This window comes from Bradyrhizobium sp. CCBAU 53338, assembly GCF_015291665.1.
Taxonomy (GTDB): domain Bacteria; phylum Pseudomonadota; class Alphaproteobacteria; order Rhizobiales; family Xanthobacteraceae; genus Bradyrhizobium.
Map to the genome: position 1 here is coordinate 292,251 of NZ_CP030048.1, position 12,248 is coordinate 304,498.

12 protein-coding genes and 1 tRNA gene are annotated in these 12,248 nt (G+C 64.8%); 10 read left to right on the plus strand and 3 right to left on the minus strand.

The window, feature by feature from the left end:
* Window positions 1–2: 2 nt before the first annotated feature.
* A complete protein-coding gene (locus tag XH90_RS01405; RefSeq protein ID WP_194478856.1) occupies window positions 3–1,697 on the minus strand; it encodes an MFS transporter in 1,695 nt (564 codons plus the stop codon).
* A gap of 138 nt (window positions 1,698–1,835) precedes the next feature.
* On the opposite strand from XH90_RS01405, the gene XH90_RS01410 reads away from it, so the two are divergent.
* The 7 genes from XH90_RS01410 to XH90_RS01440 all read left to right on the plus strand — a co-directional run bounded on the left by XH90_RS01410 (window position 1,836) and on the right by XH90_RS01440 (window position 9,580).
* Entirely contained in the window at window positions 1,836–3,206 is a 1,371-nt protein-coding gene (locus XH90_RS01410; RefSeq protein WP_194478857.1) for a hydrolase, read from the plus strand.
* A gap of 50 nt (window positions 3,207–3,256) precedes the next feature.
* Complete coding sequence (locus tag XH90_RS01415) at window positions 3,257–4,624, plus strand: cytochrome P450 (protein WP_194478858.1); 1,368 nt, start codon at window positions 3,257–3,259, stop codon at window positions 4,622–4,624.
* A 50-nt stretch (window positions 4,625–4,674) separates the two neighbouring features.
* On the plus strand, window positions 4,675–6,084 hold the full coding sequence (locus tag XH90_RS01420; protein WP_194478859.1) for an adenylate/guanylate cyclase domain-containing protein: 1,410 nt from the start codon (window positions 4,675–4,677) through the stop codon (window positions 6,082–6,084).
* Between the two features lie 124 nt (window positions 6,085–6,208).
* On the plus strand, window positions 6,209–6,697 hold the full coding sequence (locus tag XH90_RS01425; RefSeq protein WP_194478860.1) for a TerB family tellurite resistance protein: 489 nt from the start codon (window positions 6,209–6,211) through the stop codon (window positions 6,695–6,697).
* Between the two features lie 230 nt (window positions 6,698–6,927).
* Window positions 6,928–7,707: an SDR family oxidoreductase gene (locus tag XH90_RS01430; protein ID WP_194478861.1), complete on the plus strand. Its 780-nt coding sequence runs from the start codon at window positions 6,928–6,930 to the stop codon at window positions 7,705–7,707.
* A 130-nt stretch (window positions 7,708–7,837) separates the two neighbouring features.
* On the plus strand, window positions 7,838–8,632 hold the full coding sequence (locus XH90_RS01435) for a glutamine amidotransferase (RefSeq protein WP_194478862.1): 795 nt from the start codon (window positions 7,838–7,840) through the stop codon (window positions 8,630–8,632).
* A gap of 135 nt (window positions 8,633–8,767) precedes the next feature.
* Window positions 8,768–9,580, plus strand: coding sequence for an enoyl-CoA hydratase (locus XH90_RS01440; RefSeq protein ID WP_194478863.1), 813 nt, complete (start codon window positions 8,768–8,770; stop codon window positions 9,578–9,580).
* Between the two features lie 105 nt (window positions 9,581–9,685).
* Here XH90_RS01440 and XH90_RS01445 read toward each other — a convergent pair.
* Window positions 9,686–9,761, minus strand: a tRNA-Ala gene (locus XH90_RS01445).
* A 201-nt stretch (window positions 9,762–9,962) separates the two neighbouring features.
* Between XH90_RS01445 and XH90_RS01450 the strand changes: the two genes are divergently transcribed.
* Genes XH90_RS01450 through folD form a run of 3 tightly spaced genes read left to right on the plus strand, consistent with a single transcriptional unit; the run spans window position 9,963 to window position 11,508 of the window.
* Entirely contained in the window at window positions 9,963–10,253 is a 291-nt protein-coding gene (locus tag XH90_RS01450) for a YggT family protein (protein ID WP_057740594.1), read from the plus strand.
* A 34-nt stretch (window positions 10,254–10,287) separates the two neighbouring features.
* A complete protein-coding gene (locus XH90_RS01455) occupies window positions 10,288–10,614 on the plus strand; it encodes a DUF167 domain-containing protein (RefSeq protein WP_194478864.1) in 327 nt (108 codons plus the stop codon).
* A gap of 9 nt (window positions 10,615–10,623) precedes the next feature.
* On the plus strand, window positions 10,624–11,508 hold the full coding sequence (gene folD / locus XH90_RS01460; RefSeq protein WP_194478865.1) for a bifunctional methylenetetrahydrofolate dehydrogenase/methenyltetrahydrofolate cyclohydrolase FolD: 885 nt from the start codon (window positions 10,624–10,626) through the stop codon (window positions 11,506–11,508).
* 96 nt (window positions 11,509–11,604) lie between these two features.
* Here folD and ppa read toward each other — a convergent pair whose 3' ends face one another.
* Window positions 11,605–12,141 carry an inorganic diphosphatase gene (gene ppa, locus XH90_RS01465; RefSeq protein WP_194478866.1) on the minus strand — a complete coding sequence of 179 codons (537 nt, stop codon included), beginning with the start codon at window positions 12,139–12,141 and terminating at the stop codon, window positions 11,605–11,607.
* Between the last annotated feature and the right edge of the window lie 107 nt (window positions 12,142–12,248).

The window sequence follows — 12,248 nt, forward strand, 5'->3', positions numbered from 1 at the left end:
TGCTAGCGACTGATGGTGCTGCCCGCCGCGGTCGCGACGACAGGCAATACCTCGGCGCTGGCGCGGTCCGGCGTCTCTTCCTTCCAACGCACCGAGCCGAACGGCCGCTCCAGCATGCGGCGGATCCGCACCGGCTCGGGACCGACGTGGAAATCGATCGCCTGCTGATGCAGCGCGCGTTCGGACTGGGTCGAGCGGTTGCGCTGGCGCAGATAATCGAACCACGTCGGGCAGTGATAGCGCTCGGTCCACAATTCCGGATCGGCGATGTCGCGTGCGATCGACCAGCCATAGGCGCCGTTGCGCTGCCGGGACAGCTGCACGTCCTGCATCACGTTGTGGAAGGCCCGCGCGTTCTCCTGCGAGACGCGATATTCGATCTCGACCACCAGCGGGCCGCTGCGTCCTGTCAGCGACAGCTTGACTTCGGGATCGGCGAGTACTTCGGCATCCTCGTTGCGGGCGCCGACGCGCGGCATCGTCAGCCAGATTCCCAGCAGCGGCGAGACCAGCATCAGGCCGGCGGCGGTGAGCAGCGCGACCTCGACGCCGGCGTAGTCGGTGAGATGGCCCCATCCCCAGGCGCCGATCGCGATGCCGCCGGAAATCGAGGCCTGGAACGCGGCGAGCGAGCGTCCGGCGACCCAGCGCGGAGCCGACAACTGCACGCCGATGTTGAACAGCGCCACCGCGGCCATCCAGACCGCGCCCGCAAGCACCAGCGCGGCCGCGGTCAGCACCGGCTCGGTGCTGAGGGCAAGCGCAGCCATCGCGAACGCCATCGAGAGCGTGCAGGCGCGGATCGCCGCCTCGCCGCTCATGCGCTTGCGCAACTCGTGGATGTTGAGCGCGCCGACCACTGCGCCCATGCCGAAGGCGCCCAGCATGATGCCGTAGGTCTGCGCGCCGCCGTGCAGCAGGTCGCGCGCGACCAGCGGCATCAGCGCCATGATCGCACCGCCGATCAGGCCCATCACCAGCGTGCGCAGCAGCACGATCTTGATCGGCGGCGAATTGGTGATGTAGCGGAAGCCCGAGACCATGGCGCGGTTGAGCTTCTCCCGCGGCAGGCGCGACGGCTCCGTGGTCCGCCGCCAGAGCAGCAGCACCACGAGCAACGGCAGATAGAGGATCGCGTTGCAGGCGAACGCCGCGACTGCACCCGCCGCGGCAACGATGACGCCGCCGACCGCGGGACCGAAGCTGCGCGCGATGTTGTAGCTGATGCCGTTGAGCGCCACCGCCGACGGCAGCGCATCCGGCGGTACCTGCTCGCTGACCGAGGATTGCCAGGCCGGTCCGAACAGCGCATTGCCGCTGCCGACGACGAAGCAGAAGGCCAGCAGCGATTCCGGCGCGATCAGCTTAAGCCCGGCGAGGATCGTGAGTGCCGATGCGCCGGTCAGCGCGATCATGAGTGCGACCAGCGTCACGACGCGGCGGTCGTACATGTCGGCGATGGCGCCTGCGGGCATCGAGATCAGCATGATCGGCAGCATCAGGGCGGTCTGCACCAGCGCCACCTTGTCGGCGGAAGCCGCCATCTGCGTCATCGCCCAGGCGGCGCCTACGCCCTGGATCAGGAGACCGAGATTGGAGAGCAGGCTTGCGAGCCAGATGCGCCGGAATACGGTGTACCGCAGGGGGGCCGTGATGGCGTCGGCGGAACGTCTCTGGCGGTTCGTCTGCTCGGTCATATCCTCTTCCAAGTCGTCTGGCAGAAAATGGCTTCAATGATTCCGGCGGCTTCAGTGATGCATGCGAAAGTCCTTCGCTGTCCAGTGGTTAGGCCGCTATAAGCGGTGCAAAGACATGGTATTACCGGGGAGGAGCAGATGATGCTGTCACGACGGACGATCTTGCAAGGTGCGGGTGGGCTGGCTTTCGCGGTTGCGAACTTCCGGACGCATGCGCTGGCACAAACGCCCTCCGTGGCCCAAGGCACCGAGGTGCCGCCGATCCTGTTCGTCCACGGCAACGGCGACTACGACGCGCTGTGGATGACCGCGTTGTGGCGGATGGAATCCAACGGCATCGCGCGCGACCGCATGATGGCGATCAATTTCACCAATCCGACGGCGCGCGCCGACGATACGGTCGAGCAGGCCAACCGCTCCTCGACCGAGGATCAGCGGCGTGAGCTCGCTGCCGCCATTGCCGAGTTGAAGCGCCGCACCGGTGCGGCGCGCGTAGCCCTGGTCGGCAATTCGCGCGGCGGCAATTCCATCCGCAACGTCATCAAGAACGGCGGCGCGGGCGATGTCAGCCACGCCGTGCTGTGCGGCACGCCCAATCACGGCGTGTTCGCGCTCGATGCACTGCTCGGCAGCGAGTTCAACGGACGCGGGGCCTTCCTGCGCGGCTTGAACGAGGGAGAGAGCGAGGTGACGCCGGGCGTCGCCTTCCTCACCTTGCGCAGCGATGGCATGGACAAATATGCGCAGCCCGACGGCCGCTTCATCGGCAAGCCGGGCGTGCCGACCAATGTCACCGCCGAGGGGCCGGAGCTGAAGGGCGCGACCAATCTCGTGCTCGGCACGATCGACCATCGCGAGACGGCGTATCACCCGCGCGCGTTCCGCGAGATCTACAAATTCATCGCCGGTCGCGAGCCGGCGCGCATCGCGATCACGCCGGAGCAGACCGTCCGCCTCGGCGGATTGGTCACGGGCGTGGTCGACGGTGTGCCGACCAACCGCCCGGTGGCCGGGGCGACGGTGGAAATTCATCATGTCGACCGTGAGAGCGGGGAACGCAGCGGCGATGTGGTTCACCGCTCGACGACGGGCGCCGACGGCCGCTGGGGGCCGGCCACGGTCGATCCGACCTCGCCGCTCGAAATCGTCCTGACCTCGCCGGACGCCCCGATCACGCATTTCTACCGTTCGCCCTTCCCGCGCTCCTCCGACGTCGTGCATCTGCGCGCCGCGCGCCCGTTCATCCCCGCGGACAAGGATGCCGGTGCGGTCGTGATCATGTCGCGTCCGCGCGGCTATTTCGGGTTGCCGCGGGACATCGTCCTGCTCGACGGCAAGGAGCCCGCCGACGTCCATCCGGGCGTGCCCACGGATGCGGCAGCAACCCTGCGCCTTCCGGCCAGCGAGATCGGGCGTAACGTCGTGGCCGAATTCAATGAAGAACGGATTGTGGCACGCGCCTGGCCGGCCTCCGAGAACAGGATTGCGGTTGCCGAGCTGACTTACTAGCTATCTGCCTGTGCAAGCCCTTACTGCGACGACCTCCGCGGGAGAGAGCCATGAATATCGCCAGCGTGCGTCGGCCCATCATCCCTCCGACCCCACCGCGCGCGCCGGACAATTTGTCATTCTTCGGCCGGCTTGCGGTGATCCGGCAGAACATGATTGCGACCTGGGGGCAGCGCGCCTACGAGGAAGAGATCATCCAGGGCCGCTTCTTCCTGCACAAGAGCTTCATCCTGAATCAGCCGGATGCGATCCGGCATGTGCTGCTCAGCAATTACGAGAACTACTCGCGGACGCCGGCGGGCATCCGCATGCTGCGGCCGGTGCTCGGTGAGGGTCTTCTGCTCGCCGAGGGCCACGCCTGGACGCATCAGCGCAGGACGCTCGCGCCCGCCTTCACCCCGCGCGCGACCGCAAACCTCGTTCCGCACATGACGGCGGTGCTCGACGAGACCATCGCGAAGCTGGATGCGCGCACGAACGAGCCGATCGATCTGCGCGAGATCATGCAGCGCATGACGCTGGAGATTGCCGGACGCACGATGTTCTCGTTCGGTATGGATCGGCATGGCCCGACCTTGCGCAACTTCGTCATGGAATATGGCGAACGGCTCGGACGGGCTTATTTCCTCGACATGGTGCTGCCGGTGTCCTGGCCGACGCCGATGGATCGGGCGCGCGCCCGCTTCCGTACGCGCTGGACCGAATTCGTCGCGAGGCTGATCGCCGAGCGGCGGGCAGCGGGCAAGAAGGACGGCGCCCCACCGCGCGATCTGTTCGATCTCATGGACGAGTCGCGGGACCCTGAAACCGGCAAGGGCTTTTCCGACGAGCAACTCGTCGACGAGGTCGCAACCATGATCCTGGCGGGTCACGAGACCACCGCGACCGCCTTGTTCTGGGCGCTCTATCTGCTGGCGCTCGATCCCGACACGCAGGAGGAGGTTGCCTCCGAGACCCGCGGCGAGCATCTCGACAGCATGGCCGATATCGATCGCCAAAAATTCACCCGCGCCGTGATCGAAGAGACCATGCGGCTGTATCCACCTGCGTTCCTTGTTGCGCGGGCCGCGCGCGACAAGGACAACGTCGCTGGCGCCGAGGTGAGCAGGGGCGACATCATCATGATCGCGCCCTGGCTGCTGCACCGGCACGAGAAGCTGTGGGATCAGCCGAACGCGTTCATCCCAAAACGCTTCATGTCGAAAGAGCCGCCCGATCGCTTTGCCTATCTGCCGTTCGGCGCAGGCCCGCGCGTTTGTATCGGCGCGCCGTTCGCGCAGGCCGAATCCGTGCTGGCGCTGGCGCGGCTGATCGGCGCGTTCCGCATCGAGCTGGCGGACGAGGCGCCGGTCATTCCATATGGCGTCGTCACGACCCAGCCGGACCATTCACCCATGTTCCGTATCACGCGCCGATGACGGGCGGTCGTCCGGCCGCCGGCGTGATCCACCCCAAATAGAGTTGCGCCATGAGCGACATCCAGGCCCAGTTTTCCGTTCTGAAGCAGACCGCCGATCCGGTCGTCGTCGAGGCCATCGCCGAGTTGATCGCCAATGGGCATGATCGCGACCTCAATCGCATCAATGCCCTGGATTTTGCCGATCGTACCGGGCTCGATCAGGAGAAGGTCATTTCCGGGCTCCTGCACGCCTCGCGGCTCGGCCTGTTCGACATGAGCTGGAACGTGCTGTGTCCCGGCTGCGGCGGGGTTTTGGGTGCGCATGCGACGCTGAAATCGCTGAAGCACGAGGACTACAATTGCGCGCTCTGTGCAGCCGGATACGAGGCGTCCGTCGACGAGATGGTCGAGGTGGCCTTTACCGTCAGCCCGCGCGTGCGCCGCATCGGTGCTCACGATCCCGACACGTTGCCTATCTGGGAATATGTGCGGCAGATGTTCTGGAGCTCCGGCGTCGACATCAACGAAGAGGCGTTCTCGCGCCTGATCAACGAAGTGACGCTCGAAGCGCTGGAACTGCCCGCCGGCGAAAAGGCGATCCTGTCGCTGAACCTGCCGAGCCAGTTCATCATCGTCTTCGAGCCGGTCACCCATTCCGCCCATTTCCTCGATGTCCAGGGTGATCCGACGAGCGAACGCCAGCAGCTTTCGATCATGTTCAACAAGCTGGAGGCGCCGACGGGGACCACCGTGGTGCGCCCGGGGCCATTGCGACTTACACTCGAAAATCAATCGGGCAATCGCGTATTGCCCTCGGTCTGGATCGCTGCCGACGCGCTGCACGAGATGATCGGCAAGCGCAAGCCGATCCTGACCGCCAAGAGAATGCTGTCGAACCAGACGTTCCGCGACGTCTTCAAGGCCGACAATCTCAACGTCGATCAGCGGTTGAAGATCACGTCGCTGACGTTCCTGTTCACCGACCTGAAGGGTTCGACGGCGCTGTACGAGCGGGTCGGCGACCTCAGTGCCTTCGACCTGGTGCGGGCGCATTTTCGGGCGCTGCTGGAGATCATCGCCGCCGAGAAAGGCGCCGTCGTGAAGACGATCGGCGATGCCGTCATGGCGACCTTCGTCAGGCCTGAGCATGCAATTACCGCGGGGCTGCGCATGCGCGCGGCGATGGATGATCTCAACAAGCAACGCGGCGCCAACGATCTCGTTCTCAAGATCGGCATCCACGAAGGCCCGTGCCTTGCGGTGATGCTGAACGAGCGGCAGGATTATTTCGGTCAGACCGTCAATATCGCCGCACGCGTACAGAGCCTGTCGACCGCGCAGGAGATCCACATCACCGGCCCGGTGCTGGATGCGCCGGCGGTTGCCGAGATCCTTCATCGGCGCGAGATCAAGCCGATCCAGAAGCGGGCGGCCCTCCGCGGGATCGCCGACAAGATGGTGGTGTACGAGATACCGTGAACAGATTGCCGAAACGTAATGCAGCGCGCGGAACCGACGCACGTTGCGCCGGTTGAGTTTCCCGCTCATATAAAGCTGCTGGCGACCGCGCTTCTCGCGGTGCCATCGATTTCGGTAGGACCTTATGCTCGACGGCTTGCGCCAATTCATCGCCGACATTGTTGCCCCCCATGCCCAGGACCGCGCCTTCGGCGACAGCGACTACCGGCTTGCGGCCACCGCGCTGCTGGTCCACGTGGTGTCGCTGGACGGGCAGCCGTCGGCCGCCGAAAAGGGCAAGCTGCACAGCCTGATCGAAAGCCATTTCAAGCTCGATCGCGGTACGGCTGACCGGCTGATCGCGGATGCGACCCAGGTCGAGGGCGAGGCGGTTGACCTCTATCACTTCACCAGCGTCATCATGCGCTCGCTCGACGAGGAGGGCCGCAAGCGCATCGTCCAGATGATGTGGGAGCTGGTCTATGCCGACGGCCAGGTCACCGAATTCGAGGACAATGTCGTCTGGCGCGCCTCCGACCTGCTCGGGATTTCCCAGCGCGACCGGATCGATCTCAAGCATGCCGTCGCGGGCCGGACTGGCGGTCACGTCAAGGATGGCGCTCTCGGCGGCTGAGTGATCGCCAACACCGCATGATTGCCGGTTGTATCGACCACATGACAAAACTTTAATGTAGCCGCCGAACCTCCCGGTTCCGGATGTCCCTGTAAAATCGCGATTTTCCCGCAATCCCTGTCGGTCGATCAGGCAGCCATGCGGCCAGCGCCGCTTGCCTGCCGCGCGCGGCCTATGCTCCAGTTCCCGCCATTACGGGGCCAAAAAATTCAATTCAAGAGACTGCGATCGTGACTGAGCGGGTAACATTGATCACCGGTGCCTCGGCGGGCATCGGCACGGAGCTGGCGCGCGTGTTTGCCGCTAATGGACACCGGCTGGCGCTGACGGCGCGACGCGCCGACCGGCTCGAGGCGCTCGCGAACGAGCTCACCTCCACATGCGGCAAGAAGCCGATCGTGATCGCCTGCGATCTCCAGCAATCGGATGCTGGCGAGCGGATCGCCGCCGCGCTCGCCGCCGAAGAGGTCGAGCTCGACAATCTCGTCAACAATGCCGGCTTCGGCGTGTTCGGCGATGCCATCGAGCGCGACCGCGACGAGCAGGTCGGTATTGTCGACGTCAACGTCCGGGCCCTGACCGATCTGTCGCTGCGCTTCGCCGATCAGCTCATCAGGAACAAGGGCGGCCTGCTCAATGTCGGCTCCGTCGCGGGCTTCCTGCCGGGCCCCGGCATGGCCGTGTACTACGCGTCCAAGGCCTATGTGATTTCGCTCACCGAGGCATTGCGGGCGGAGCTCGCGCCGCGCGGCGTTCGCGTCACCGTGCTCTGCCCGGGGCCGGTGCAGACCGAATTCCAGGGACGCGCCGGCGTCGGCGCCGGGCATGATACGGCCATTCTCAACGTCCCGGCTGCCGACGTCGCGCGGCAGGCCTATCGCGGGCTGATGGCGAACAAAAGGGCAGTGCTGCCAGGGCTCGGCATCAAGATTGTGCCGTTCGCGCTGCGCTTCTTCCCGCGCGGCTTCATCCTGTCTGCCACCAGCCGGTTCCAGCGACAGAGGAATTGAAGAAAGCCTCAAGTCTCCGTAGTGGCCCGGAGCTTGCTTCAGGATCGGGGCGTGTGTGCGCAAACTCACACGATGTTAACCAGCGCTTAGCTATGCTGGCGGCTTGAACCGATAGCACTCGCAAAAGGCCATGTCGTTTCGGACCAACAGGTTTGGTGGCGCGGAATTGGTGCCCTTCCCCCGAAGGACGCCGAGCGCGATCGCCTCCGAACCCCTCCTCCCGGTTCTGATCGTCCTGCATCAGGAATCCTCGACGCCCGGCCGCGTCGGTAACGCACTGCGCGCGCTCGGCCATCGTCTCGATATCCGCAGACCGCGCTTCGGCGATCCCCTGCCCGATACGCTCGACCGGCATGCCGGGGCCGTGATGTTCGGCGGTCCCATGAGCGCCAATGATTCGGACGACTACATCCGCCGCGAGATCGACTGGATCGAAATTCCGCTTCGCGAGCAGCGGCCGTTCCTCGGCATTTGCCTCGGTGCGCAGATGCTGGCGATGCAGCTCGGCGCGCGCGTCGCGCCGCATGCGCAGGCGCTGACCCAGATCGGCTACTACCCGATCCGCCCCACACAGGCCGGTCACGCGTTGTGTCCGGACTGGCCGGCTCAGGTCTATCATTGGCACCGCGAAGGATTTCAGCTGCCGCGCGGCGCCGAATTGCTGGCGGAAGGCGATGACTTTCCGATCCAGGCGTTCCGTACGGGCAATGCCTTCGGCGTGCAGTTTCATCCCGACGTGACCTACGCCATGATGCATTGCTGGACCACGCGCGGCTATGACGGTCTCAGCGCGCCCGGCGCGCGCGAGCGGCACCATCATTTTGCAGACCGCGCAGTCTACGACGCTGCGGAACGCGCCTGGCTCGATCATTTCATCGATGGTTGGCTGGCGCGCCGGCCGGTGCTGGCGCAAGCCGCCGAGTAATCGCGCCTTCGCCGGTTCTTGGCGCAGATCCTCGGTGCGGATACTTGGCGCAAGTCCTCGCCTTACTCCTGGATATGCTAGGCTCGTTCCTAACGAGCGCGCGCGAACGCGTGCCGGCAATCAAGGGAGAGCGCGGTGGCTTATGAACACATTCTCTATGAGGTGAGCGACAAGATCGCGACCATCACGCTCAATCGTCCCGATCGCATGAATGCGTGGACGCCCATCATGGAGCGCGACGTGCGTCACGCGATGGAAGCCTCGAGCGCCGACGACAATGTCCGCGTCATCGTGCTGACAGGCGCGGGCCGAGCGTTTTGCGCCGGCGCCGACATGGATGCGCTGAAAGGGCTCGATCCCAACGACGTTAGGCGCGCTTCGAACCTGCCGCCCTTCGACATGAACCGCCGGCCGGACTGGCAGACGCGCTACGGCTTCTATCCGTCGATCGGAAAGCCCGTCATCGCGATGCTCAACGGCGCTACCGCGGGGATCGGTCTGGTCCACGCGCTCTATTGCGACCTGCGCTTTGCCGCCGACAATGCCGTGTTCACGACGGCCTTTGCGCGGCGCGGCCTGATTGCCGAGCACGGCATCAGCTGGATGCTGCCGCGTATCGTCGGTCACGCCAACGCGATGGATCTGCTGCTCTCGGCACGCCGCGTGGGAAGCGACGAGGCGCTGCGAATCGGACTGGTCAACCGGCTCTGCTCGCCCGAAAAGCTGCGTGAGGAGACCTACGCCTATGCCCGCGACCTCGCCGATTTCGTTTCGCCGAGCGCGATGGCCGTGATCAAGCGGCAGCTCTACGAGGTGCCGTTCCAGACGCTCGCCGAGGCCACGATCGAGGCCAACCGGGAGATGATGGTGGCGCTCAACGGCAGTGATTTCAGGGAGGGCGTCGCGAGTTTCATGGAGAAGCGACCGCCGAGGTTTACCGGGAAATAGGGGGGAGAGGACAGTCCGTCTTCGCCCTGCGGGCTTCGCCGGACACCACGCTTCGCCCGTCAGGCTCCCCGTGGCTGCGCCACGCGTAGCCCGAAGGGCGAAGCGTGGTGGAGCCAGGCGGGATCGAACCGCCGACCTCGTCATTGCGAACGACGCGCTCTCCCAGCTGAGCTATGGCCCCTTTTGCTGGCCGCTCTGGTAAACGCGGCCGACAACCGGGCGCCATTTAAGTCCCCGCCAAGGTCAAGTCAAGGACGGGTGTAACTGGGTTTTAGCCATTCCGGCACCGACTTCCCTTGTTTGGGCCGGGGGGAACCGATATCTAGCCATGATCACCCCATGACACTGTCCCAATGACACCGGCCCAGAGAGTGTTTCGCTGATGCGCCCGATAGTCTTCATTCTGATCCAGATCATCAATCTCTACATCTATCTGCTGATCGCATCGGCAATCCTGTCCTGGTTGATCGCGTTCAACGTCGTGAACACCCGCAATCAGTTCGTCGGGGCGATCGCGGAGTTTCTCTATCGGATTACCGAACCGGTCCTGGGGCCTATCAGGCGCAGGCTCCCCAGCATGGGCGGTCTCGATATCTCCCCGATCGTCGCCTTCTTCATACTGTGGTTGATCCAGCTCTATCTTGCCGAGTACGTCTATCCGAACGTGCCCTAGGCCGCCGGAACCATGATGGAGCCTTGATGGCCGCTTGACCGAACCCTGGCGTACATCCACCACGGGCGTCAGCGTCGCGTTGCGAGTGACTCCGCGTGGCGGACGTGACGGCATCGACGGGATCGAGCAGATGTCCGACGGCCGCAGCGTGCTGAAGGTGCGCGTGCGTGCCATCGCCGATGGCGGCGAGGCCAACCGCGCCGTTCTGGCGTTGCTGGCGAAATCGCTCGGCGTGCCCAAGGCCAGCGTCAGTCTCCTGTCGGGAGCGACGTCGCGGCTGAAGCAGGTGGCCATCGCGGGCGATCCGGCACGACTTGACGAAGCACTGCGCGCGCTCGCGTCGGTCAAATCGAAGAATTAGGGAACTGACATGACGGCCAAGATCATCGACGGAAAAGTCATCGCGGCGGACCTTCGCGCACGCGTCGCCGAGGAAGTCGCCCGCGTCAAGCGCGATCACAATCTGGTGCCGGGCCTCGCCGTGGTCCTGGTCGGCAATGATCCCGCCAGCGAAGTCTATGTCCGCTCCAAGCATACGCAGACCCAGGCGGCCGGCATGGCCTCGTTCGAGCACAAGCTGCCTGCGGACGTCTCGCAGGCAGACTTGCTCGCGGTGGTCGCGAAGCTCAACCGCGATCCCTCCGTACACGGCATCCTCGTGCAGCTGCCGCTTCCCAAGGGCTTGAACACCGAGGCCGTGATCAACGCCATCGATCCCGCCAAGGACGTCGACGGCCTGCATCCGAACAATGCCGGCCGTCTCGCCGGCGGCTTCGAGGCGCTGTCGCCCTGCACGCCGCTGGGCTGCATCATCCTGACCAAGAGCGTTCACCCTTCCCTCGAAGGCATGAGCGCCGTCGTGATCGGCCGCTCCAATCTGGTCGGCCGTCCGCTGGTGCAATTGCTGCTGAACGAGAACGCGACGGTGACGATCGCGCATTCGCGCTCGCGCGACCTGCCTGGGATCGTGAAGCAGGCCGATCTCGTCTATGCCGCGGTCGGCAGGCCCGAGATGGTGCGCGGCGACTGGCTGAAGCCGGGTGCGACCGTGATCGATATCGGCATCAACCGCATTCCGAAGGACGACGGCAAAACCCGCCTCGTCGGCGATGTCGCCTATCAGGAAGCGCTCGCAGTCGCCGGTGCGGTGACGCCGGTGCCGGGCGGCGTCGGCCAGATGACCGTCGCCTGCCTGCTGGTGAATACGCTGCGCGCGGCCTGCGCGATTGCGGGCCTGCCGAAGCCGGCGGTGTAGTTGTCATTCCGGGGCGATGCGTGGCATCGAACCCGGAATTTCGCGCCATAATTTCTGGATTCCTGGTTCGCGCCAAGGCGCGCCCCGGAATGACGATCACGCTTTCTTCTTCTTCTCGCGCTCGATGCCTTCGAGGATCAGCTTCTGCGCTTCCTCGGGACCGCCCCAGCGCGTGATCTTCACCCACTTGCCCTTCTCGAGATCCTTGTAGTGCTCGAAGAAGTGCTGGATCTGCTGCAGCGTGATGTCGGGCAGGTCGGAATACGACCTCACCTTGTCGTAGCGCTGCGTCAGCTTCGACGACGGCACCGCCAGGATCTTCTCGTCGCCGCCGGCCTCGTCTTCCATGAACAGCACGCCGACCGGGCGCACGCTCATGACGGCGCCGGGGATGATGGCGCGGGTGTTGACGATCAGCACGTCGCAGGGGTCGCCGTCGTCGGACAGGGTGTGCGGGATGAAGCCGTAGTTACCGGGGTAACGCATCGGCGTGTAGAGGAAGCGGTCGACCACCAGCGTGCCGGCCTCCTTGTCCATCTCGTATTTGATCGGTTCGCCACCCACGGGGACTTCGATGATGACGTTGACGTCCTCAGGGACGTTTTTCCCGATCGAGACCGCATCGATACGCATTAGAAAGGCTCCGTTATTGCCGAAGTTAAATCTCGCCCGGCAGCGATTTTCGGCGCTGTCATACGCGGGCTTTGCCCGCTGATCCATCGTGTTTTTGTGAAAAAATG

Bases quoted from the DNA above. Each gene is read 5' to 3' on its own strand.
- XH90_RS01425 (WP_194478860.1), top strand. From the start codon at position 6,209: ATGCTCGACGGCTTGCGCCAATTCATCGCCGACATTGTTGCCCCCCAT.
- ppa (WP_194478866.1), bottom strand. From the start codon at position 12,141: ATGCGTATCGATGCGGTCTCGATCGGGAAAAACGTCCCTGAGGACGTC.
- XH90_RS01410 (WP_194478857.1), top strand. From the start codon at position 1,836: ATGATGCTGTCACGACGGACGATCTTGCAAGGTGCGGGTGGGCTGGCT.
- XH90_RS01420 (WP_194478859.1), top strand. From the start codon at position 4,675: ATGAGCGACATCCAGGCCCAGTTTTCCGTTCTGAAGCAGACCGCCGAT.
- XH90_RS01405 (WP_194478856.1), bottom strand. From the start codon at position 1,697: ATGACCGAGCAGACGAACCGCCAGAGACGTTCCGCCGACGCCATCACG.
- XH90_RS01415 (WP_194478858.1), top strand. From the start codon at position 3,257: ATGAATATCGCCAGCGTGCGTCGGCCCATCATCCCTCCGACCCCACCG.
- XH90_RS01435 (WP_194478862.1), top strand. From the start codon at position 7,838: ATGTCGTTTCGGACCAACAGGTTTGGTGGCGCGGAATTGGTGCCCTTC.
- XH90_RS01450 (WP_057740594.1), top strand. From the start codon at position 9,963: ATGCGCCCGATAGTCTTCATTCTGATCCAGATCATCAATCTCTACATC.
- folD (WP_194478865.1), top strand. From the start codon at position 10,624: ATGACGGCCAAGATCATCGACGGAAAAGTCATCGCGGCGGACCTTCGC.